This window comes from Vibrio sp. JPW-9-11-11, from assembly GCF_013369335.1.
GTDB lineage: Bacteria > Pseudomonadota > Gammaproteobacteria > Enterobacterales > Vibrionaceae > Vibrio.
The window spans coordinates 471,134-494,232 of the sequence record NZ_SZQJ01000036.1; the positions used below are offsets into that span (position 1 = coordinate 471,134).

The window sequence follows — 23,099 nt, forward strand, 5'->3', positions numbered from 1 at the left end:
TAGCGTGATTCACCTATACCAAAGAAAAAGCCAACCTCACAATGAGGTTGGCAAAATCTTACCTATTCGGTGAATAAGGGGGTGAAAGGTAAGATCAGGAGGCGGCCAAGACTCCATGGATTTCAGACTTGATCGTATCTGACTGAGTACCAAAAATAGCTTGTAAACTGTCGCCTATCACTAGCACATCATGAGCGCCAAGCTGTTTAAGCTTTTCCACATCAACATGGGCAATGTCTTTGACGGTTACTCTCAAGCGAGTAATACAAGCGTCTACCGATTTGATGTTGGCTTTACCCCCCAAGGCGGTAACAACTCCAACAGCGATTTCATCCGGTTGACCTGCAATTTTCACTTCTGCTAGTTCAGTCTCACGCCCTGGCGTTTTCAAATCGAGCTTGACGATTAAGAAGCGGAACAACCCGTAGTATAAGGTCGCCCAAATCGGACCTATGATGATAAACATCCACGCGTTGGTCGACATTGGGTAATACAAGAAGAACTGAATCGCGCCGTGAGCAAAATCGGTACTGTGTTTGATTTCCAAGAACGCGGTAATCGCAAACGCGATCCCCGTTAGGAACACATGAATGATGTACAGCACTGGCGCAACGAACAAGAAGGTAAATTCAATCGGCTCTGTAATTCCCGTTAACCAAGACGTTAGCGCGGCAGACATCATCAAACCACCGACAATTTTTTTACGCTCTGGCGTGGCACAGTGATAAATCGCTAACGCGGCGGCAGGCAGTGCCCACATAGAGTACATAAAGCCACCCGATAGGAAACCTGCGGTTTTGTCGCCAGCGAAGAAGCGCGATATTTCACCGGTGATCTCTTTACCTGTATCTGGGTCGATGTAACTACCAACCTCGAAGAAGAAAGGAGCATTCCAAATGTGGTGTAAACCGATAGGCAGTAGTGAACGTTCACCGGCGCCGTATATCCCCCATGCGAGAACAGGGTTTTGATACGCAGCCCAATGTGAGAAAGCATCGAGCATTTGTCCGACAGGAGGCCAGGCAAACGCCATAAACGCGCCAACTAAAATAGCGCTTAAACCGGTAATGATAGGGACAAATCGTTTACCGGCAAAAAAGCCTAGGTATTCTGGTAAACGAATATTGTAGAAGCGGTTGTACATAGTGGCCGCGACCGCGCCCATAATGACGCCGCCAAACACACCGGTTTGCAACGTATCAACACCCATAATGGTCGCATCGGTTTCAAAACCGCGCAGCCCTGTGACGATACCTAACGAAGCGTTCATGATAATGAGGCCAACTAAGCCCGCCAGTGCCGCAGCACCATCATTGCCTTTAGAAAGACCGAGCGCCACCCCGACCGCAAACATCAACTGCATATTACCAAACACGCCATCCCCTGCTGCGAGCATAACTTTGCTCAATGCATCAGGGATAAAAGCGAATCCTGCGTTACCAATGCCCAGCATTAAACCGGCAACGGGTAGCACAGCGACGGGCATCATCAATGACCGCCCTATTCTTTGTAACTGTCCAAATAGACTTCCTAACATGGTTCCCTCCTGACTAAAGTCAGTTGTTTAGTCTCCGAGACTGGCTCGAATTGTTGTTTCACGTAATGTCAGGAGAAGTCTACCGACTCATACTCGTCTGAAGGTTACAAATCCCTGCGAGTTTGTAAGCGTTGACTTACAAAACTGTTGCGATTGACTGAGCAAAACAGGCGCTGCGTAATTGTGATTGTCTGAGCGAAAATGCATCATATCTAAGGTCTGTTGACCTCAAGCCATAGCTAGGACATGTGACAATGGAAAACAAACAGATACTGGTTGTAGATGACAATATAGAGTTGCGAGACGCTCTGTCCGATTACCTTGGCCGAGCTGGCTTTGATGTGCTGGGTGCGGAAAGTGGGGAAGCGATGTGGCGCTTGTTAACACTGCATCAACCCGACCTGATTATTCTCGACATCATGATGCCCGGCGAAGACGGCTTTACACTGTGCCAAAAATTGCGTCGTGACTCGCAAGTCCCCATCATTATGCTCACTGCCGTGACAGAAGAAGCCGACCGAGTTGCTGGGCTTGAAATGGGCGCTGACGATTACATCACCAAATCGTTTAGCCCTCGTGAGTTGTTAGCCCGAATTAAAACCATACTTAGACGCAGCCAACATGCGTCCGAGGCAAAGCTCGCACGCAAAGTCAGGTTTGATGATTGGCAAGTCGACACCGTAACCCGCCAACTGACCCAACTTAGGACCAACCAAATCAAACAATTGAGCGGGGCCGATCTTTCGCTACTAGGGTTATTCATTAACCATGCGCAATCTATCTTGTCACGAGACGATATTGCTCGCGAAATTTGGGGGCGAGACGCCGACCCATTCGAACGCGGCATTGATGTGCAAATCAGTCGCTTACGTCATCATTTGGAAGATAAAGATCGCTCACTGATTTTAACCGTACGCAACAAAGGCTACATGCTGACAACGGAAGTTCACTATGAGAATTAGTGCCATGAGTCAGTCATTAGCCTTTCGTACTAGCGTGTTTTTGCTCGGGGTGATCCTCGTCGCCCAGCTCCTCTCGGGGATGATCTGGTATCAACATGCCAGCGAACGAGATAAACAAGGGCTGACCAACACAGTTAAGAGTTTAGCCTTGAGCGCCTCTTCCACTATCTCGTTCTTCCAAACTCTGCCGTCTGAATATCGCCACTTAGTACTCAATCAGCTACGAAGCATGGGGGGAACCCGCTTTTTTGTATCGCTCAATAACCACCGAATCGACGTGCCTCCTTTGGCACAAAGTACGACCAAAACGCTGGTCGTCGACCAAGTGAAACAGATATTGCAAAAAGAACTTCAAGGCGCGCCTACCATTGATGTCGACTTTACCGAGCGAGAAAACCTGCGCGTCTTTAACAATGAACTGCCGATTGATGAACTGCCTTTGCTGTGGGCGCACTATTCACTCTCATTCGGCGACTTAGACCCGCCGATCTTGGTGATGCAAGTGGAAGTCGCCGACAATGAGTGGTTTTACCTTGCCGCCGTTCTGCCCGCGCCCTACGTTAACCTAGAGACCAGCTATTTTGAGTTGCGCGAATGGATCACTCTATGCCTTTCAGCCCTGTTACTTCTGGTTTGCACATGGTTTATCGTTCGACGCGAAATCCAACCGATTAAGGATCTCGCCAAGGCTGCGACCTTAATGTCGAGCCGGTTAGATATCCCCACCGTGAAAGAGAAGGGAAGTCGAGAGCTAAAAGCGGCGGTGCGCGCGTTTAACAAAATGAACCGCCGTATCGACAGCCATATCAATGACAGAGAGATGTTATTTAGCGCCATTTCTCACGACCTTAAAACGCCTATAGCCTGTCTCAAACTCAGATCGGAAATGCTCGACAATGAACAAGATCGTGAGCGTTTCACCCGCTTGGCCAATGACCTCGATCTGATGGTTAAAGGCGCGCTACAGTGTATTAAAGAGACCGATATTCACGAAGAAATTGAACCGATTAATCTTAATGAGATCATCCAGCACATTATCTCGACACTTCCCCACCAGTCAGAAAACATCGCTCTTGTCGGCAATATAAAACAACCACTAGCAGGTAAGCCGCTAGCGATTAAACGCTGCATCCAAAACCTTGTCGACAATGCACTGAAATATGGTGACAGAGCACAAATCACCTTAGTCGATACTGAAGAAGGGGTAGAGATTCGCATTGATGACTTTGGTCAGGGCATAGACACCGCACTACTCGACAAGCTTTTTCAGCCCTACTTTAGAGCCAACACAAGCCAAGAAGGTACTGGGCTTGGGCTGACGATTTCTCACAGTATTGCCAAAGCGCATGGCGGCACACTCAAGTTATCTCACTCTCAATGTGGTGGCTTATGCGCTACCTTGTTTTTTCCAAGAGATTCACTATGAACAAACTTGTTTCCTTTTTGTCACTCAGTCTGTTTTCTCTCTCATCTCATGCCAATGTTGAGTTCCTCCACTGGTGGACGTCAGACGGTGAACAAGCAGCCTTAGCTGTCCTTGAACAGCAGCTTCAACAACATAATATTAACATCTCAGCCAGCCCTGTTATTGGCGGCGGCGGAGACAGCGCGATGACGGTGCTTCAAGCACGCGCCCTGGCTGGAAATCCTCCCAGCTTTGCCCAAATCGAGGGGCCAAGTATTAAAGCCTGGGATGCAATTGGGATTCTTTATCACGTCAACGAGGTGGCTGAAAAGCACCACTGGGATCAAGTGCTCTACCCTCTATCGATTGATATTAACAAGACCGATAACGGCTATGTTGCTTTGCCACTGACGCTGCATCGACTCAACTGGCTGTGGGTCAATCATCAACTACTCAATCAGCTCAACCAATCGGTGCCTGATACCTGGCAAGAGATGCTCGCCATTATGGAGTTAGCCAAAGCTCACGGTATCAACCCACTGGCTGTCGGTCAGCAGCCGTGGCAAATCGCCATGCTGTTCGAGAACTTGGTTATATCGACTGGTGGCGTCGATTTTTACAATAAAGCCATGGTCGAACTTCAAACAGAGAGCATAGACAGCGAACAACTAAGGTTTGCATTCAATCAACTAAGACAAATCAGCCTGTTGGTCGACAATACAGGGCCAGATGCAAAATGGGACTCAGCCACTCGCGCACTGGCGGCGAATCAAGCGTTATTTCAGCTAGGTGGCGATTGGATATTGGCAGAGCTGATGGCGAACGAGGTAGAGGTTCCAAACCATATAGGTTGTTACCCTACACCAGAGAGTGATGGGGTGTTTCTCTATAATATGGATAGCCTCATCTTTATGGCCAGCAAATCTTTTGATGCCAACCAAGCCAACCGTGCAGCCGACGTGTTAGCAGACAAATCGTTTCAGAAAGAGTTTAATCGAGTAAAAGGCTCGATTCCGGCTCGTAAAGATATTGATATTCAAGACTTTAACCCGTGCCAAGTTCGCTCTTACCGAGATTTTCACTCAGGCATAAACACAGGTAAAACGGTACCAAGCATGATCGATTCAATGGCGGTCAACCCGGTTGCGCAAAAAGCGATCAACTCAGAGATTTTCCGTTTCTATCGCGATAAAAGTATCGAAGCTGACACTGTAATTAAACGAATTATCGCGATTGCAGGAAGCAATTGAGGTCATACGGATTAAGCGAAGGTTGCGCTTATCCCTCTAAGAGAAGTAGCATCTTCGAAATTTAGCAGTGGGTTGCCAAAAAGCTTTAAGGCACCAACAAGAAGTGGAAAAGCGGTATGGTTACCACAAACGTTTATTCTCTGAACTGGCCATGTATCGAGGAAAGCAGTCATTTGGTGGACGTTAAGCCTAAGAAACTACAATGCTTAAGTTGGAAACCTACGCCATGAGTAAAGCGTTTGGTATACTTGAAACTCGATCGAGTCGGATGACGATGCTTTTACCTTACGCTATATTAACTCGTTTATAAATATCAGTAAGTTGTAGCGGAAAATGGCGAAAGGATTTGAAAAATGGCTAGGGGTCGAGCGTAGCCACGAAGACTACAGAGAAAGTTGGTTTGTTTTTGTGTCTCTGAGTTTATTGTCAGGGTTACTCGCCATCCTGATTTACTACAATGTGATGGTCATACCAAGTTATTTACTGGCCACGATTGAAGCCGTTGGATTGGTATTTTGTCTGGTGGGGCATTTCTTTTTGTGGCGTAGCCGAAACGTCAATATCGCCGCGTTGATTCTTGTATTAGTGATGTGCACAGTCAGTTTGCTGTTTATCGTGGGCTCTGGTCACAGTGAGTTTGCTTTAGCCTTTGCGTTTTTGACGCCCGTGGTCGCGATTTTCGTGTTGGGCCCCAAGCTGGGTTCACTTTTGAGTCTTTTCAACTTTGTGGTTGTGTTTTATGTCTGCTTGATTGATATGGACAATTGGCCGCCTATCCCTTTTGATGGCATGAGCCTAACCCACCTTTCGATTGTCTATCTGTTTTTGCTTTTGACTGCCTACTTCTATGAATCTGGACGTCGAAGAACCATGGCGCTGTTGAGTGAGTCGAATCGACAACTAAAAGTGATCTCTCATACCGATATGCTGACCCAACTATTTAACCGTCGCTACATTGAGACGTTATTGCTCGAGCCGGAAAGAGTTCAGTGGATTGCGTTGGTAGATGTGGACGATTTTAAAGCGATCAATGATGAGTTTGGCCACGATGTCGGCGACCGAGTTCTGTTGCAAACGGCTCGGATATTGCGCGAGCAGCTTGCCGGGCACGCACAAGTAGGTCGTTGGGGGGGTGAAGAGTTTCTGATTGCTTTTGAAGTTAGCGATTATGCCGTGGTCGAGCGCCGAGTCAAAGATATCCAAGTAGCGATTGCTAATTATGATTTTAAGATAGATAGACCAGTTACCATCAGTACCGGCGTTGCCAAACATGACGCCGAAGCGATGATCATGACTTTTCGCCGTGCAGATGAGGCTTTGTACCAAGCCAAGAGTGCCGGGAAAAACTGTTTCTATACCGCTCAGAGTGCGTAGTGCGCTAAACCTTGCCTAGTTTCATCACTTAATATCAAAATGATTACCCATTTCTAGCCTTCGATAAAAAAGCGGACAACCAAGATCTCCCCCGAAATCTTAACTTGGTTGCCCGCGTAATCACTAACGGTTAAGGCTTATCGCAACAATGCGGTTGGAATCGTAACTTTGACTTTTTTGACTTGATTGTCACGGGTGAAGATATGCTCACTCAGCGCTCTTGGCAGCTCGAGTGTATTGACCGTTTCACTCGAGCCGTCACTCATTTCACACGTCACACTCGGGTTGTCGCCTTGCTGATAAATGAACGGCACTTGGCAGTAAGTGAATGCCAACTGACCAGCATCGATACTGTAGCTGCAACTCTCTCCTTTCACATTCAAGCAATCAAACTGCGCACTGTGGCTAAGAAACTCGCTCCGGTTGAGCAGGGTCGGGTGAATCACAATTGCGCCCTGTTTGACCTCAAGGCCGAGTTCAACGAAGCGAGTGATGACCTCTTCTTTCACTTGTCCTGTCATACCTGGCTGCTGAGCCCCCGCTTGTTTTGGCGTGTGCGAGTAAGGGTCGGTTGGGAAGGCGCCATAGTTATCTGGTGTCTTATTGAACCCAATACCGGCACGAACTCGGTAGTAGTAGTCGGCCAACTGAGCCGTCTCCTCGCTATCGGCATCAATGTCACGCGCAGCCAAGTAGTTCTCTTGCACGGCAAGTAGCAACTTAGACACCATATGCCAGTAGATACAACCGAGCCCTTCGTAGCCAAACATAGTGCCTGAGCGCCCGGTGAAGGCTTTGTGATTGAACACCTGTTCGTAGAGCGTATGTACCGACTCGATGCTTTCATCATCTGCGTCAGGGTAGTCGTGTTTCACCTGGTTGAGTGCTCGGCTCAGGTAGTCGGCGTTTTCAAAGCTCGGGTGGAAGTGGAACTGACCTTTTGAATCGCGATTGATGATGCGTGGGTCGCCCGCTTCAGCCATGGCAGACAGCAGTTTACTGTTGGCCACCTCTTGCTGTGGGATATGGTTTTTCTGCACAAAGCGCTCTAGGTCGCGATCGGGGTAGAGCATAAAGCTGTTTTGGTCGGCGCGGTACATATCGCTGGCAAACAGTTTGTCTAATAGATTGACGGCTTGCTTGGGTGTTAATACCCCCGCGCTCAGCGCCGCCACTTGGCCTTCGAGCATAGGGTAGAGTTCATCGATATTGAGACTTTCACCCGAGTAGGTCACGATGTTGTAAGCGTTGTATAGGCCATCTTCACGCAAGTTGTTCTCGATACTCGAATCCAGCACACTCAAGCTGGTTTCCAGCATGTCTTGCAGCGCAGAGACTTCGACGTTGGTTTTGCCCGAGAACCCTTTCATGCGGTAAACGCGGCTACGGTATAGTTCAAACGCTTTTTCTAACTGGGTTAGAATGGCTTTGCGTGTTTGGCGTGTGACCGTTTCTTGCTTGATCTCTTTACACGCATCTTGCAGCACTTTATGGATAGATAGCATCCACTCAAACACTTCTTTCGAGATCGAGACCGAATTGGGCGCATTGTTCAGTAGCTTGTGCACAAAAGCGACGTAACGACGCATGTAGTAGAGGGTTACCATCGACAGACCATTGCCGACAATCGCGTTGTTGGCGTCATTCCACTCAGGGCGCTGAGTATTGAGCCAAATACCGCCGTCAATAACTAAGTTGCTGAGTTTTGATAGCAGTGGTACCAAGATTTTTTCGGTCAGGTTGACGGTGTACACTTGGTTGTCACGTTCCACCAATAGGCGACCATCGCTGCCCAGTATTTCGACGCGTTGTTCAATTTCGTTTTGCAGCTCTTGATCAAACGACACCGTATCTTTTGGATTAGCGAATAATTGTTCGACATTACACAGCTTGTAAGGCACGTTGGCGTAGCTGTAAATCTCGCTGGTTAGCATCTCGTTAAGCGCTTCGTTTTGATACTTATCCGCCAGTTCGAGGAACTTAAGCAAGTAAATAATCTGATGATCGCCCCAGTAACCGATATTGCTCCATGGGTCGTCAGGCTCAAGCAGTTCCCAATCTATGCCGTCTTTGGTTATGCGGTAGGGGTTGTAGCCGTCAATGGTCGAGGCGTTCACAAACTTGGCGATAAACGATGGGATAAAGCCAGGGTAGCTGAGAGCAATCGCTTCCCAGTTTTGGAAAATGTCGCGCCAGTTACCTTGATAAGAAAGTAAGCGCTCACCATTTTCGTCTTTCAGTTTGATTTCATAATGGTTCCACGGACGACTAGGGTCACCATGGCGGCGACCAAAGGTCAGTGGCAGGTATTCGTAGCTGAGACGAATCAATTGAGGATCGCTGGTGTTTTTTGCCAGGCGGATCAGCTCAGCATGAGTGAAGCTCTGTGGCAGATCGGCAAAGAAGGCCGCGTGTTTGTTTACAACGGCTTTATTGGCCTTGCCAATGGTTTTGACTACGTCGGCCTTATCCAGTTGGTAATTGTGCTCAATCACTCCGCCACGCATGTTATTGAACAACACGTTGGCATAGTGGTGAACGCTGGTGTTCTCATCGGCGGTGAGCTGCCAAGCATCGGCGCCCGACATGAGTGTGACCAGATCGCGCTGGTTGTCGGCAATGCTTTGCTCAACGTCTAAACGCAATTGACTTGGGTTGGTGAGTTGGTCGGTCAGTTCGCCAATCTCTTTATGACTTTTATCGATGTCGGCGACAATGCTCCACTCTTGAGTGCCATTGGCGGCAATGGTCAACTGTTTGTGCAATAGGTAGCTACCACGCACGCCCTTGGTTAAGGTTTCTGGCTGGATCGCTAAACCACGGCGAAATGCGCCTAGTTGTTCACTACTAAGGAGCAGTTGGCTTTCACTCTGATCCAGAGAAAACACGGCCGTTGCTAGCAGCGATTCCGCAGGCTCGGCGCGGTCACTCAATTTTGCGTACATGGTGTACAGTGCCAGCGATGAGTCAGTAACTTGTTCATTCCATTTGTAGGCATCAACCAACGCGCTGCGGGTTTGCAGAGCGGCGAGAGGTGCGCCCGATGGCAACAAGTTCTGCACGCCGTCAATCACTTCAAGCGCTCGCTCTTGACCCGAGAGATCGCTTAACTGACTATGGCGGACAAAACCAAAGCGTTCGCTCGAGCTCCAGCTGTAGCTGAATGTCAGTTTTAGCGTGTGGTTCGTCTCTTCAAATACGATTTTGTCGCCAATGGTGTTTTTGTACAGATTACGCTCAGTTTGATACAAGCCATCATGGAAGCGGTTGAACGGTTCCCACAAGGTCACGCCGCGCTCAGATTGCACTTTAACGATGGTTTTAGATCCGGTGTTCTCGGCATTTTCATGGATATGATCAACAGAACGGTATGGGAAGAGCGCGTTTTCTGGGCGAATTCGGCCCGCAGAGAGGCCGCCCGTCGAAGAGATGAATAGCCAGTGGTCGCTCGCCGATACCACGCTGATAAAGAATGGCGCCATTTGATCCACGTTGGCGATTTTGTAAAAGCGTTCGCCATTTCGTTCTACAAATTGTCCAGTGACGGGCAGTTCTGATAAGTAGTCAAGGTTCATAATATGTCGTCCTTACATGACTCCTAAGCTGATTTTAGGCAGCAAGCGCCCATACCAAGTCGTGTGTTGTCACAAACTTGGCAGGATAGGAGCCCAATAAATAGTGTTAATTATAGGTGGTGGCAGCGTACGTAATGATTCTCACCCACCTGCGTCGCGTCAGGAATAGACTGAGTACATTCCTCGTTAGCACGCAAGCAGCGGCTCGCGAATGGGCAGCCAACACTGCTTGGTTTCCACAATGGTATTTCGCCCTTTTTCGCCGACAGTTCGCGCCGGCCTGCTTGACCTGGCTCTGGCACAGCAGACAGGAGCAGTTGCGAGTATGGGTGGTGTGGGTTTTGTGTCACGCTGTCGCTATCGCCCCACTCAACCATATGCCCGACGTACATCACCGCGGTTTTCTCAGCGAAATAGCGCGCAGTGGCGATATCGTGAGTGATGTACATAAACGAGATGCCGTGTTTGTCTTTCAGGTCGGCCATCAGATTTAAAATCCCAAGGCGCACTGAAACATCCAGCATTGAGATGGGCTCGTCGGCCAGAATAACCTCGGGCGAGACCGCGAGGGCGCGTGCGATTGCCACGCGTTGACGTTGACCACCGCTGAGCTCGTGAGGAAACTTTTCCGAGGTTTCTTTGGCAGGGGTCAACCCCACCAACTCAAGTAGCTCAAGTACTAATTTAGGCACTACATGCTTGTCGGCGCGTTTATGGATCAGCAGCGGGCGAGCAATGTGGTGATAAATGGTATGGACCGGATTGAGTGAGCCAAATGGGTCTTGAAAAATCATTTGCACTTGGCGGGCGTACTCAAGCTCACCGTTGGCTTCGATGTACTTGGCTAATGGTTGGCCTTTGAACTCGATATCACCATCTGTTTTGTCAAAAATACGGGTCAGAATACGTGCCCCCGTGCTTTTGCCTGAGCCCGATTCACCCACAATCGCCAACGCTTCGCCCTTACGCAGCTCGAACGATACATCGTTTACTGCGCGCATCATCTCTTTTGACTGACCCAGACGAAAGTCTTTGACCAGATTCTTAACCGATAAGATAGTTTCATTTTTCGCGATGCTTTCCATCTTATACTCCTTCTATTAGATGACAGGCAACTTGGTGGTTTGGCAGCGTATAGACAAGTTGAGGATCGCGCTGTTTACACGTTTGGTGACACTCGCTGCATCGCTCTTGGAAGTTACAACCTTGAGGAATATTAAGCAGGTTCACTGGGTTGCCAGGAATGCCGTACAAACGCTCTTTCGGGCCAAAGATAGTCGGGAACGAAGAGATTAAGCCTTTGGTGTAAGGGTGATCTGGGTTACCAAACACTTTCTTCGCTTCACCAAGTTCAATCAAGTTGCCGGCATACATCACGCCAATGCGATCCGCAATTTCACCCATCAGGCTCAAGTCGTGACTGATGAACAGAATCGAGAAACCAAACTTCTCTTTGAGGTCGTACAGTTCGTTAAGGATTTCGCGTTCAACCACCACATCAAGCGCTGTTGTTGGCTCATCCATGATGATGAGTTTTGGTTCAAGGGCCAGCGCGACTGCAATCACCACACGTTGGCGCATGCCACCACTCAGTTGGTGAGGGAAGCTTTTCATACGGTCGCCGTGAATACCGACGATGCCCAACAGCTCAACCGCACGATCATAGGCTTGTTGGTATGGGATTTTGCGATGAGCAAGGATCACGTCTGTCAGCTGCTCACCAATGGTAATCACCGGGTTGAGTGAATTCATCGCGCTTTGGAAAACCACTGACACATCGTTCCAGCGGAAATCACGTAGCTCTTTATCATTCATTTTTAACACATCTTTGCCGTCATAGATGATCGAGCCTTCCGAGATAAGCGCAGGCGCTTTGTGTAGGCGCGAGATAGCAAAGGCGAGGGTACTTTTACCACAGCCAGACTCACCCGCAATGCCCAAGGTTTCCCCCGGCGCGATGGTTAAGCTTACATTATTGACTGCACGTGCCACGCCGTTTGGAGAAACGTAATCAACGCACAGGTTATTGATTTCTAGTAAATTACTCATTATAGGCCTCTGCGTTTATCTGCTTCTTTTTTCAACTTACGCCAAAGTTTCATGTGTGGACCGGTGCGCAGTTTCGGGTTACTCACTTGGTCGATAGACATGTTGATTAGTGCGAATGCACCGCCGGTAATCGCCAGTGCACAGGCGGGAACGAGCATCTCCCACCACGCGCCGGTGTAAAGAGAGGCAGACGTCTGAGCCCAGTAAAGCATAGAGCCCCAACTCACTTCGGTTGCGTCGCTCAACCCTAGGAAACCTAGGCCCGCTTCAGCGCCCATGGCGTAAATGACTGCGCCGAGGAAGCCACCAAAAACAATTGAGATAAGGTTGGGCAAGATCTCAACGAAGATGATACGCGCTTTGGACTCGCCCATTACTTCCGCTGAAATGATGAACTCTTTACTGCGAATCGCCATGGTTTGCGAGCGGATCACTCGCGCGCCCCATGGCCAGGATGTGACCCCGAGGAGCAAGGCGATCACCACCGAGCCGACTTGACCAAAGAAGGCCGCGAGCACAATCAGCAAGGGGAGCTGTGGGAAGACCAAAAATACATTGGTCATGAAGTTTAAGCGCTCATCGATTTTTCCGCCGAAGTAACCGGCCGTCACGCCGACCACGACGGCCAACGTCATCGCGATAAGGCCCGCTGAAATGGCTACCGCTAGAGACTTGCGCGCTCCGTGCAGTACTTGGCTGTACACGTCGCGACCGTTACGAGTAGAGCCTAAGTAGTGCTCTGCGCTCGGTGCTGTGTGTGGTCTGGCGACGCGGCGCTCTGGATCGTGCGTGGCCAAAACCGGGGCAAATAGCGCTCCTATCAGAACGATGGTGAGCAGAAACGTCCCGATAATCGCTGGTGGGTTACCATAGAAAAAGTTGTATAAGGTATACAGCTTCTGCTTAAGGTTCTTTTTGCTAAACATCGATTGTTTGATGACCACTTCACTTGAGTCAGGCTGAGTATTAAGTAGTTTGTCCATGATGTACCTTAGTGAGAAATGCGTGGGTCAAGCCATACGTAAAGAAGGTCTGCAATGAAGTTTGCAGTCAGTACGGCGGTAACTAAGATAAGCAGAATCGCTTGAATTAACGGGTAGTCACGTGCGTTGATTGCACTGAGCAGAACGTTGCCCAAACCCTGATAGTTAAACACGATCTCTGTCATGATTGAGCCGGCAAATGAGAAACCAATCGCCATCGCGATTGCGGTCGCCACAGGGAGAATCGCATTACGGCCAGCATAGCGAGACATCACGCGAAAGCTGCTGAGGCCTTTGGCTTCAGCCATAGTGACGTAGTCTTCACCGAGAACATTGATCATCGCGTTTCGCATGTTGAATACCCAAGTCGCGATACCCACTACCACCATAGAGCCTACCGGTAGCACCGCATGTTTAAGCACGCTAGAGATAAACTCCCAGGTCAATGTGGGCTCGAGGCTTTGGTCGTAGGTGTAAGCGAGCGGAAGCAGTTCAAGCTTAAGACCAAAGAAGTAGAACAGTAGCAGCGCAGTGACCACATAAGGGAAGTTACTGATAAAAGACAAGATTGGTGGTACAAACTGACCGAAGAATCCTTCGCGGCGGTATGAGGCATAAGTACCGATGCTCACGCCGATGATAAGCGCCACAATCAGAGAGCCAAGCGCTAGAAATAGCGTCCAAGGCAGAGACATCCAAATTACTTCAGACACACTCACTGGGAACATCAAAATCGACGGACCTAAGTCCAAGGTAAAGACGCTTTTAATGTACGAGAAGTACTGAACGAAAATGTTGCCATCAACAAAACCATACATTTCGCGTACGGCGTCCATTTGTGCAGGATCCATGCGACCTGCAGAGGCGGCAAACAGAGCTGCAACCGGGTCACCAGGCATGATGCGCGGTAACATAAAGTTGAACGTGATAGCGACAAAAAAGGCAGTGAAATAAAAGCCAAAACGGCGAAAAATAAACGACATAAGAGACCTACAAATATCTGGCATACAGCCATAGCCAATTGGCTATGGCTGTAATCACGGCGACTGAGGATTATTTAAGGTGCAAATTGTTCAGGATAATTGCACGTTTACCTGCATCGTAGAAAACCGGTTGAACGTATGGGTTCTCTTCCGATGGCCAGCCGGCAAACTTCTTGGTGCTGTATTGGTACCAAGTTGGGTTAGAGAACAGTGGAATAAACGGTAGGTTTTCCGCCGTGAACGCTTGTAGCTCCGAGATGATTTCACTCTGCTTTGTGGCTTCGGCTGTTTTACCGAAAGACTCAATCAGCGCATCGATGCGAGGGTCGTTAACGCCATGACCTGCGTGCCAAGACTGACCAACACGTGCGGTGTGGAAGTACTCTTGGTATGCAAGGATAGGGTTGGCGGCGACCATCGACCAGTTGATTGACATGGTGTAGTCACTGTTTTTCAAGTTGGCGTCGTACACCGACCAATCAACCGTTTTCACGTTTGCCTTTACGCCCACTTCTGCAAAGTACTCAGAGACCATTTGTACGGTTTGGATCCAGTCCGTCCAGCCGTTAACGACTTCGATGCCGAACTCGAATGTCTTACCATCTTCGGTATCACGCCAGCCGTCTCCATTGCGGTCAACGATGCCAGCTTGGTCGAGCAAGGCTGCGGCTTTCTTCGGATCGAAGGTCGTGATGTCGCTGTACTTTGAGTTGATAGACTCATCGATATGCGACTTGTACAGCTCACCGATGCCACCGACGTTAAAGTTTGCCGTTGGGTAACCGTAGGCCGCAAATTCAACAATAGATTCACGGTCCAACGCCATTGAGAGGGCTTTACGTACGTTTAAGTCGTCGAACGGCGCTTCTTTGGTGTTGATGTACAGGTTGATCGCGTCGTTCGCAGGATACCAATAGTGGTTGTTGGCTTTATCAACGGCCACGTAGGTAGAGTCGATATCGGCGATGAAGTTTGAACCCCAATCGATTTCACCACGAATGAGAGCCGGTTGGATTTGAGAGTTGTCGTTAAACGAACGGAACGTTACGCAGTCTAGGTAAGGGCGGCTTTCATTCGCCAAGTAATAGTTCGGGTTGCGACACAGTTCCATTTGCTGCGCACGTTGGTATTTCACCTCAGTGAATGGACCATTACCAATTGGATTTGGGTTAGTGAAGGTCGTTAAGTCTTGCGCTTTAGACCATTGAGCTTTAGGGACAATGTGGTAAGCGCTGATGTGCCAAACAAAAGTTGAATCCGCTTCTTTTAGGTTAAATGCGACCGTGGTGTCGTCGACAACCGTAATCGACTCAAGGTTGCCCGACTCGGTCCAGAAACCTTTGAGGTCGAACGCTGGAGTGTCTTTAGTCATGGTGTAGCTGTAAGCGACATCTTCAGCGGTCAGTGGTGAGCCGTCAGACCATTTCAAACCGTCACGGATTTTAACCGTTAGCGTCTTAAGGTCATCAGAATAAGAGTAAGATTCTGCCAGACGGAACTCGGTCTTACCTGTCATGTTGTTTTCGACCATCAAAGGTTCGAACATGGTACCGCCAAGGATATCTTTGGTGGTGTATGGATTGTAGTTTTCAACAAAACCGTTGTTGATGACAGGTACGGTTAAGGTACCACCTTGTTTAATTCCGTCTGCTTGTGCAGCCGTGGATAGCAGCATACCGGCAGCAAGCGTAGCGAGCAGAGTTTTCTTATGCATCACATTGTCCTTATTAATTTAGTTATGTAGTTGATTCATCCCCCGAAGCACTTAAGAAAGCGCTTTCTTGTTGTCGTTTTATGCGTTAATGGTGTGGATTTCAAACTTTTGTCGGCAAAGTTAACGATCGATCACAGAAATACCGATGACATTTCTAACTGATAATGTTGGTGCTGTTAGTGGTAAAAATGATTAATTTCAATTGGTTATGTTGATAGTTTTGATTTGAATCAAAACTGGCTCAGATAGTGAACAACCTTTTCTATCGCGGTTGTGAAAGCCAGTAGGCAGCATTAATTTGAGTAAGATCACATGATTTCTTGATGCAAATTTGCGAGTCATCACATTTCTTTTCAAAAGTTAAGAAAGCGCTTTCTTTGAGGGCTGGGTGGGGTAATGTTTGCAGGCGTCTTTAGATAAAAAGAGAGCCGTTATGATTCACTTTTGGAATGGCAACAAGTCGCCTGCACGCCAGGCTTATGAATACCAGTTGTTGGAGCTGGTACTCGGTCACGCGGGCGTGAACGAGTCTATTCATAATGACACTACCGACTATCCGAAAGCCAAGGATGAGGGCGGGATATTCGAACGTGGGGCGGATCTACTCGTGACCGTCGCTGGGAACCGTAAATTTGCCGACACAGCCTTTATTGAAGTACCTATTCCTTTGTGTAAAGGCGTACTGGGCCATCGAGTTGCAATCATTGCTCGTTCGCGTCAGGACGAGTTTGCTATCAAGTCGCCAGCAGAATTAAAGCAGCAACGCGTAGGTGTTCCGGCTACTTGGGTCGATGCCGAGCTGTTTCGATATAACGGATACTATGTGATGGAGAGAGGAAGTTTGCCTGAGGTGATGCAATGGGTCGCCAATGGAGAAATTGACTACCTTACTTTAGGCGTCAATGAAGCAGCAGAGATCTTAAGCCAGTTCGGTGAGCTGACGTCATCACTTATGATAGAGCCGACCAAAGTACTGCAATACCCGTTTCCTGTCGTGTTTTATGTCAACCCAGCTCAGCCAAAGCTCGCAGAGCAGTTGGCTATCGGATTGCAACACATCATCGGTAACGGCGCATTGGAGAGGTTATTTGACGATCATTTTGCTCAGGTCCTTAAAAGCATCAATCTAGCGAGTCGAGAACGCATCGAAATGGTTAACCCGCTATTGCCGCTGCAGTACCAAGCGTGAACTCAGGTGCTCATTTGACATGAGCACCTTTGCTGTCGCGATCAGATTGGGCAGACCGACTCTCGCACGATAAGCTCAGGGTTGAGACGGTGATTGATATCAAGCTCTTGCTTATGAGCCAACGATAGTACACCGTGCGCGGCTTCAGTACCCATTTCTTGAACTGGGAAGTTAACCGTAGTGAGTCGTGGGCGGATATGTTGACTGTGACTGTCGTTATCGAAGCCCACGACGGAGAGATCTTTGCCGATTTCTATGTTTCTTTCGACCGCGATGTCATAAACCGCCAACGCAATATTGTCGTTTTGACAGAAAATAGCGCTAATGTCGGGTGCGCGGTCGAGCAAACGACGCGCTTTTTCATGATTGCCATCATGGTCAAAACGGCCCTCGACAACAAGATTCGCATCGTAGCTGATGCCATATTCTGCCAAAGCGTTGCGATAACCTTGCAGTCGATCACGACTGTCTCCCTTGCTTAACTGACCTGTGATACAAGCCACACGAGTATGACCTTGATCCAGCAAGTGTTTTGTTGCTAGGTAGCCACCGAGTTCGTTATCGATATAGATGCAGTGTTCGGCGATTTCAGGAATATATCGGTTGAGTATAATGGTCGCGGCGTTTTGCTCAACTACTTCAATTAACTCGTCGTCAGAGAGTTTGTCTGAGTGGATAATCAGGCCATCTACCTGTTTCGAGCGTAGAAAATGAATGGAATCTCGTTCTTTTTCGTACGATTCTTGGCCGCTGGTGACAATTAAGTGGTTGTTCTTTTTACGCACGGTGTCTTCTGCGTAATGCATCAGTGGTCCGTAAAAAGGACCATCGAGTGAGCCAACCAGCATGCCAATACTGTTCGAACGGCTCGAAGCCAACGCTTGAGCAAACGCATTGGGTTTATAACCCAGTTTCTCGATGGCATCAAAGACCTTCTTTCGGTTGGCTTCTTTCACAGTCGGGTGGCCGTTAAGTGCTCGAGAAACCGTTGACTGAGACACCTTTGCCAACTCTGACACTTCTTTAATCGTTATCAATGGGAAGTACCTTATCCATTTTTAATAAATGTGGGCTACGCACCGGGGCCCTCGCGGCTGAAAGGTGCTGAGCGGACCCATCTCACAGGCATTGATTCTATCGGAACTTTGCTAACACCTGCGTAGTTTGAATCAATTTAGATAAATAATTGTGAACTAACACCTAAGAAAGCGATTTCTTATTGGTTGATGATCACATAAATCCCTTGTGGATGGCAATAGACTTTTATCAGGAGTGATGCTTCACATAAATAACTATCTTTCATTGCTTTACATGCTAGTGGCAATGAATGTTATTTCGCAAAGCTTCAACCTAAGCGATAAAAACCTAAAAATTCCATTTACATTAAAGAAAGCGCTTTCATTTAGGCGTGGGAGATAGACATTGAACAACATCAGAATATTAGCACTGGCTAGCTTGTTGCCATTACTGCTTGGAGGATGCAATCAGTCCAAATGGGAGTTGGTATGGAGCGATGAGTTTGAAGCTCATCAAATAGACAGCGAAAAATGGAACCACGAAGTGAACTGTTGGGGAGGGGGCAATGCCGAGCAACAGTGTTATGTTGCTGATGAAGCCAACTCATTTGTCTCAAAAGGTAAGTTGGTGATCCGGCTTTTGAAAGGTGACACCACGGGCCCCAACCAAGTGGAGGGTAGTGAGGGTTATGGAGAAACGACCACCACGCTACCTTACTCTTCGGCACGTTTAACAACGATGAACAAAGGGGACTGGAAGTATGGTCGATTTGAAATCCGTGCAAAATTGCCACAAGGGCAAGGGACTTGGCCCGCGATCTGGATGTTACCCACGGAATGGGTTTATGGCGGTTGGGCAGCATCGGGTGAAATCGACATTATGGAGGCGGTTAATTTAGGCACCCACTATCAAGTTGGTGGCGTGACTAAACCTGAGAATCGGGTGCACGGTACCCTCCATTACGGTAAAGCGTGGCCGAATAATGTCTACTCTGGCGAAGCCTACGATTTTGGCGATAGCACGGTTAATCCTGCAGACGGCTTTCACATTTACGCCATTGAGTGGGAACAGGACGAAATTCGTTGGTACGTGGATGATGTTCACTATGCGACGCAAAAAAGTACCGGCTGGTGGACACATTACCAGGATGATCAGGGCCAGTGGGTGAGTGGTGCCAACGACGCCCCTTACAATCAGGACTTTCATTTGATCCTCAACCTCGCGATGGGCGGAAGCTGGCCAACCGCAGTGAACGATGGGGGGATAGACCCAACGATTGAGCAAGCGGAAATGCAGGTCGACTATGTACGTGTCTATCGTTGCAGGGTAGACCCAGAAACAGGAAAAGGGTGTGCGACAAATGTGTCGCCGGATGCCGTTGAACACCCGGGTGTTGCTGAGCCAGACTTTCCGGCAGACGTGGATCTGTTCTCTGATCGTTTAACGCTGTTTAGTCAGGGTGAATTGCTGCATGGGTTTAACCTCAATGGTTGGGATGATGGGAACAATGACACACGATTGATTGATGACACAGGGATGAATATCAGCATCATCGACAATGGCAATGCGTACATTGAAGCGCTCGGTGATCCTTTGGACATGAGTGATTTTTCAGGGGGAGAGATGGTCTTTGACCTTAGCTACTCATCGGGTAATGCCAGTGATTTATTGGTAAAAATGGACAGTGGGTACCCTGCGTTGGCGAGCCTAACCATCCCATTGAGCCCGTTGCCTCAAGCCCAGCAATGGCATCATTACCGCTTTGCTATTGATGACTTTATTGCCCAAGGCTCGAACGGCTTTGACATCGCCTCTATTACTAATCTGGCGGTTTTTGAGCCGGTCAACAATAGCGACTTTAGCTTTAAAGTCGATAATATTGCCTTTATAAAACCTGTCGTGCTGCTCAGTGGCGATATGGCCGAAGGTTTTCAGTTAGATGGCTACAATCCAGATGGTGACGACCTCCTGAATGCGGTAGATGGTGGGATTCAAGCTCAGTTCAATGGTGGTGGTAATCTCTTTATCACATCAAACCCTGCTCTTGATATGAGCGAGTACTCGAATTGGATACTAAAGTTCGATATCAAAATAGTGGACCTTGGCAGTCACAGCGATGTGTTAGTGAAAATGGACAGTGGTTGGCCAAATGTCAGTGATATTGCGTTATCCGATACAACAGAAGGGCTAAGCGCAGACGGCCAATGGCACACGTATTCCATCGCGATCAGTGACTTTGTTGCGGCAGAAAACCGTTACTCACCGGGGGATCGGTTTGACCTCACGAGTGTGAATAATCCATTTGTTTTAGAGGGATTCGGCGGAGAAAACCTGTCTGTTGAGCTAGCGAATATCCGCTTTGTTGCCAAATAATAAATAGCGTTATTTCCTCAAGCCTACGACCGCCATCGTGGGCTTTTTTGTCGCTAATTGGCGACGGTTGTTGTGATCAAACTCATTAGGAAAGCGCTTTCTTTGTAGGTTTGATCACTTTTTGTAGGGGTAATGAGCCCTTAGACTCAGTTCTAAGCCAACACGGTATCATACTATCGGATTAGACAGTGGGGGATCTCGTTAGAGTGTCTGTTTAATTTGTTCGTGATGGCTTTATTTTTATAATCACAAGAAAGCGCTTTCTTTGGCGTGAAGCAAACAAGAACACGGAGTTATTATGAAACACCTTAAGGTATTACCTCTTGCTGCAGTAGTCGCAGCCTCTCTCGCCTCAGTATCCGCGCTTGCAGATACAAATGTCGCTGAACTTGAAAAGCGTATCGCGGCCCTTGAGTCGAGCCAAACAACGCCATCAGCAGGCTCAGATATCGAGTTTACCGGTTATGCGCGCTACGGTGCACACTTTGAGAATGATGAGAACCCTTATGTGGGAGCGGCGGGTCAGTCTGCGGGGAATGCTGCGGGTCGTTTAGGTAACGAAACAAATGGTGGTGAATTTCAGTTCACTAAACGTTTTGAAGGTGCAAATGGAACCAAGTGGGACCTTAACGTGATGATGGAAAACTGGTGGAAAGCACCCGATGAGTACGGTGATGTAAGCTTAAAGAAATTCTACGCGGGTGCCTCTAATGTATTTAAGTCTCAGCCAGAGATGTACGTCTGGGCTGGCCGTGATTTTCATCAACGTCCACAAGAAGGGTTAAACGACTACTTCCTAATGACACACGATGGCCAAGGAGGTGGCTTCAAAAATATGGATTTAGGTGGTGCTAAGCTTGATTTGGCCGTCGTTGGCTCGACAGGAGATGGCACGGGAGATAGCGGTAATTACGCGGTCACGTCTAAGTTTGGATTCGCATTGAGTGAATCATCGACGCTGGATGTCCTGATGAACTACGGGTTTTCAGACAAAGGAAATGATGCCGACAACGCGTTCCAAGTTGCGACGCTGTTTAACCTATCGGGCCATAAGCTAAACCTGCGTTATAGTGACAACAGTGATAATAGTGCCTTCAATCGTACCAACGGATTAAAAACGATTTATGCAAGCTACCAGTCTGGAATCAGCATAGGTGAAAGTACTATTGTTGATTATCAACTGGCTTTTCATAATACAGATGGCCTGAATGATATCGAAGACGATCGTACTAACTATAGCGCTATCGTCCGTCCTATGTACGCATGGAACGATATTCACTCTACTTGGTTAGAAGCGGGTTACTCACTAGTCGATTATGACAAAGTGGATGATAAGAATGCGGCATGGAAGCTAACACTGTCGCAAAATATTTCATTAGATTCAGTGCCATGGGGACGTCCAATGTTGCGTTTCTATACCACAGTGGGCGAAGCTGATAATAAGGTTAAGTTTGACAGCGGTAGCCAAATCGCTGCCGAAAAAGTCGACACCTTGGCATTTGGTGCCATGTTTGAAGCTTGGTGGTAAGCCAGGTTGATATAAACCATCTTAGGTGTGCCTACAAAATTGGCACACCGTCCTTTTCATTATTATCCATTATTGGTCACCTCAATGAGGTCGCCTCTTCATCTCTGATACAGGACTTGCTCCTTGATATCGCTTTAGCCGCTCATTGAGCGGCTTTTTTTATATCGGAACGGGGAGTGTGTCCAAACTGTTGCTTGTAGCATTTGGAAAAATAGTTGCTGTCACTAAAGCCACTACGTTCGGCAATGTCTTGTACTGAAGTGATTTTTTCATCCGTGATCAGTTTCGCTGCGTAATTGAGCTGCAGGGCGCGCAGATACTGTACCGGGGCACACTCAAAGTACTGGCGAAACAGGCGTTGTAACTGCCGCGGGCTAACAAACGCAGCGTTGGCGATTTGGTCGACATTGATATCACTGGAGGTAAAGTGTTGCTCCAAGAAAACTAAAGCGCGACTGAGCGCAAATGTGGTTTGTGGTGTGTCGAGTTGTTGGCTTTGATAAATGCGCGCCAAATTGACCACCAACTGCTGCATTAAGCTGCTGATCACGATTTCAAACCCCGGTAGAGCCTGTTGATACTCATGACGAATTTGCTCAAGTAACTCGGCTGCCACCGTCATTTGATCGGGGCTTAGGGTAAGTTTGGCGCTGTACTCGCTAGTTTGCCTAGCAATAGGCTCAATCTTGAACAGTGCTTGATAACCGGAAAGCGCACGCATTGACGGCAGTTCGAAAAAGGGAGCCGAGTCATCAAACATCAAGTTGATCAGCTTAAGGTTACGTACATCTTTAAAGCCATGTTCGGTATCGCCATTGATGACAAAAATATCCCCTGCGCTCAGAGGGTACTCGTAGTCAGACACCAAATGCTTACCTTCGCCTTCAAGCACTAAAAACAGTTCGGAAAAGTCATGTTTATGCATGGCAAAGTCGGTTCGATGATCTCCGTCGACAAACGCAAAACTGAGGTGTTGGTATCGTTGATGTGATCGCAGTCGATAGCGAAGCGTCATGTCGTTATTTTCCTTTTTTGTGTCGCTTTATTCGTAGAATTACGCTAATGGCAAGCATACTATGAATGTACACAAAAAACGTATTGGTTTATAGCCACAGCGCGGTTGTAGGCCCACTCTGTCACACGTGACATGACGCATTGAG

The 23,099-nt window shown here is 48.1% G+C and carries 16 protein-coding genes and 1 pseudogene; 8 read left to right on the top strand and 9 right to left on the bottom strand.

Annotated features, from left to right (window positions below; translation table 11 throughout):
* Nucleotides 1–94: 94 nt before the first annotated feature.
* Nucleotides 95–1,537 (bottom strand): glucose-specific PTS transporter subunit IIBC, encoded by a 1,443-nt coding sequence (gene ptsG, locus FCU94_RS17995; protein WP_176289841.1) that lies wholly within the window; start codon nucleotides 1,535–1,537, stop codon nucleotides 95–97.
* 254 nt (nucleotides 1,538–1,791) lie between these two features.
* Here ptsG and FCU94_RS18000 point away from each other — a divergent pair, with 254 nt between their 5' ends.
* The 5 genes and pseudogenes from FCU94_RS18000 (at nucleotide 1,792) to FCU94_RS18015 (ending at nucleotide 6,528) form a co-directional block, all read left to right on the top strand.
* A complete protein-coding gene (locus FCU94_RS18000) occupies nucleotides 1,792–2,499 on the top strand; it encodes a response regulator (protein WP_176289842.1) in 708 nt (235 codons plus the stop codon).
* Entirely contained in the window at nucleotides 2,489–3,925 is a 1,437-nt protein-coding gene (locus tag FCU94_RS18005) for an ATP-binding protein (protein WP_176289843.1), read from the top strand. The genes FCU94_RS18000 and FCU94_RS18005 overlap by 11 nt, the downstream gene beginning before the upstream one ends.
* The gene (locus FCU94_RS18010) at nucleotides 3,922–5,154 is read left to right on the top strand and encodes an ABC transporter substrate-binding protein (RefSeq protein ID WP_176289844.1); all 1,233 of its coding nucleotides are present in this window, start codon (nucleotides 3,922–3,924) and stop codon (nucleotides 5,152–5,154) included. Before FCU94_RS18005 ends, FCU94_RS18010 begins: the two co-directional genes overlap by 4 nt.
* A gap of 49 nt (nucleotides 5,155–5,203) precedes the next feature.
* Nucleotides 5,204–5,464 (top strand): annotated as a pseudogene (locus FCU94_RS19475) (hypothetical protein); the annotation flags it as partial.
* 23 nt (nucleotides 5,465–5,487) lie between these two features.
* A complete protein-coding gene (locus FCU94_RS18015) occupies nucleotides 5,488–6,528 on the top strand; it encodes a GGDEF domain-containing protein (RefSeq protein WP_176289845.1) in 1,041 nt (346 codons plus the stop codon).
* A gap of 137 nt (nucleotides 6,529–6,665) precedes the next feature.
* Here the strand turns inward: FCU94_RS18015 and FCU94_RS18020 are convergent, their stop codons facing one another.
* From FCU94_RS18020 to FCU94_RS18045, 6 genes are all read right to left on the bottom strand, one after another.
* Nucleotides 6,666–10,103 (bottom strand): hypothetical protein, encoded by a 3,438-nt coding sequence (locus FCU94_RS18020; protein WP_176289846.1) that lies wholly within the window; start codon nucleotides 10,101–10,103, stop codon nucleotides 6,666–6,668.
* A 110-nt stretch (nucleotides 10,104–10,213) separates the two neighbouring features.
* Entirely contained in the window at nucleotides 10,214–11,188 is a 975-nt protein-coding gene (locus FCU94_RS18025) for an ABC transporter ATP-binding protein (protein WP_176289847.1), read from the bottom strand.
* A gap of 1 nt (nucleotide 11,189) precedes the next feature.
* A complete protein-coding gene (locus FCU94_RS18030) occupies nucleotides 11,190–12,152 on the bottom strand; it encodes an ABC transporter ATP-binding protein (protein WP_176289848.1) in 963 nt (320 codons plus the stop codon).
* Nucleotides 12,152–13,135 (bottom strand): ABC transporter permease, encoded by a 984-nt coding sequence (locus tag FCU94_RS18035; protein WP_176289849.1) that lies wholly within the window; start codon nucleotides 13,133–13,135, stop codon nucleotides 12,152–12,154. The genes FCU94_RS18030 and FCU94_RS18035 overlap by 1 nt, the downstream gene beginning before the upstream one ends.
* An 8-nt stretch (nucleotides 13,136–13,143) precedes the next feature.
* Nucleotides 13,144–14,118 (bottom strand): ABC transporter permease, encoded by a 975-nt coding sequence (locus FCU94_RS18040; protein ID WP_176289850.1) that lies wholly within the window; start codon nucleotides 14,116–14,118, stop codon nucleotides 13,144–13,146.
* A 70-nt stretch (nucleotides 14,119–14,188) separates the two neighbouring features.
* Nucleotides 14,189–15,832: an ABC transporter substrate-binding protein gene (locus tag FCU94_RS18045; protein ID WP_176289851.1), complete on the bottom strand. Its 1,644-nt coding sequence runs from the start codon at nucleotides 15,830–15,832 to the stop codon at nucleotides 14,189–14,191.
* A 433-nt stretch (nucleotides 15,833–16,265) separates the two neighbouring features.
* On the opposite strand from FCU94_RS18045, the gene FCU94_RS18050 reads away from it, so the two are divergent.
* Complete coding sequence (locus tag FCU94_RS18050; RefSeq protein ID WP_176289852.1) at nucleotides 16,266–17,021, top strand: transporter substrate-binding domain-containing protein; 756 nt, start codon at nucleotides 16,266–16,268, stop codon at nucleotides 17,019–17,021.
* A 41-nt stretch (nucleotides 17,022–17,062) separates the two neighbouring features.
* Here FCU94_RS18050 and FCU94_RS18055 read toward each other — a convergent pair whose 3' ends face one another.
* Complete coding sequence (locus FCU94_RS18055) at nucleotides 17,063–18,058, bottom strand: LacI family DNA-binding transcriptional regulator (protein WP_176289853.1); 996 nt, start codon at nucleotides 18,056–18,058, stop codon at nucleotides 17,063–17,065.
* 385 nt (nucleotides 18,059–18,443) lie between these two features.
* Here FCU94_RS18055 and FCU94_RS18060 point away from each other — a divergent pair, with 385 nt between their 5' ends.
* Nucleotides 18,444–20,411 (top strand): glycoside hydrolase family 16 protein, encoded by a 1,968-nt coding sequence (locus FCU94_RS18060; protein WP_176289854.1) that lies wholly within the window; start codon nucleotides 18,444–18,446, stop codon nucleotides 20,409–20,411.
* A gap of 298 nt (nucleotides 20,412–20,709) precedes the next feature.
* Nucleotides 20,710–21,939, top strand: coding sequence for a carbohydrate porin (locus tag FCU94_RS18065; protein WP_176289855.1), 1,230 nt, complete (start codon nucleotides 20,710–20,712; stop codon nucleotides 21,937–21,939).
* Between the two features lie 142 nt (nucleotides 21,940–22,081).
* Here FCU94_RS18065 and FCU94_RS18070 read toward each other — a convergent pair whose 3' ends face one another.
* Entirely contained in the window at nucleotides 22,082–22,954 is an 873-nt protein-coding gene (locus tag FCU94_RS18070; protein WP_176289856.1) for a helix-turn-helix domain-containing protein, read from the bottom strand.
* Nucleotides 22,955–23,099: the final 145 nt, after the last annotated feature.

Coding starts and splice junctions, on each gene's coding strand:
- FCU94_RS18015 (WP_176289845.1), top strand. CDS start 5,488: ATGGCGAAAGGATTTGAAAAATGGCTAGGGGTCGAGCGTAGCCACGAA.
- FCU94_RS18065 (WP_176289855.1), top strand. CDS start 20,710: ATGAAACACCTTAAGGTATTACCTCTTGCTGCAGTAGTCGCAGCCTCT.
- FCU94_RS18035 (WP_176289849.1), bottom strand. CDS start 13,135: ATGGACAAACTACTTAATACTCAGCCTGACTCAAGTGAAGTGGTCATC.
- FCU94_RS18030 (WP_176289848.1), bottom strand. CDS start 12,152: ATGAGTAATTTACTAGAAATCAATAACCTGTGCGTTGATTACGTTTCT.
- FCU94_RS18045 (WP_176289851.1), bottom strand. CDS start 15,832: ATGCATAAGAAAACTCTGCTCGCTACGCTTGCTGCCGGTATGCTGCTA.
- FCU94_RS18010 (WP_176289844.1), top strand. CDS start 3,922: ATGAACAAACTTGTTTCCTTTTTGTCACTCAGTCTGTTTTCTCTCTCA.
- ptsG (WP_176289841.1), bottom strand. CDS start 1,537: ATGTTAGGAAGTCTATTTGGACAGTTACAAAGAATAGGGCGGTCATTG.
- FCU94_RS18070 (WP_176289856.1), bottom strand. CDS start 22,954: ATGACGCTTCGCTATCGACTGCGATCACATCAACGATACCAACACCTC.
- FCU94_RS18020 (WP_176289846.1), bottom strand. CDS start 10,103: ATGAACCTTGACTACTTATCAGAACTGCCCGTCACTGGACAATTTGTA.
- FCU94_RS18050 (WP_176289852.1), top strand. CDS start 16,266: ATGATTCACTTTTGGAATGGCAACAAGTCGCCTGCACGCCAGGCTTAT.
- FCU94_RS18025 (WP_176289847.1), bottom strand. CDS start 11,188: ATGGAAAGCATCGCGAAAAATGAAACTATCTTATCGGTTAAGAATCTG.
- FCU94_RS18040 (WP_176289850.1), bottom strand. CDS start 14,118: ATGTCGTTTATTTTTCGCCGTTTTGGCTTTTATTTCACTGCCTTTTTT.
- FCU94_RS18000 (WP_176289842.1), top strand. CDS start 1,792: ATGGAAAACAAACAGATACTGGTTGTAGATGACAATATAGAGTTGCGA.
- FCU94_RS18005 (WP_176289843.1), top strand. CDS start 2,489: ATGAGAATTAGTGCCATGAGTCAGTCATTAGCCTTTCGTACTAGCGTG.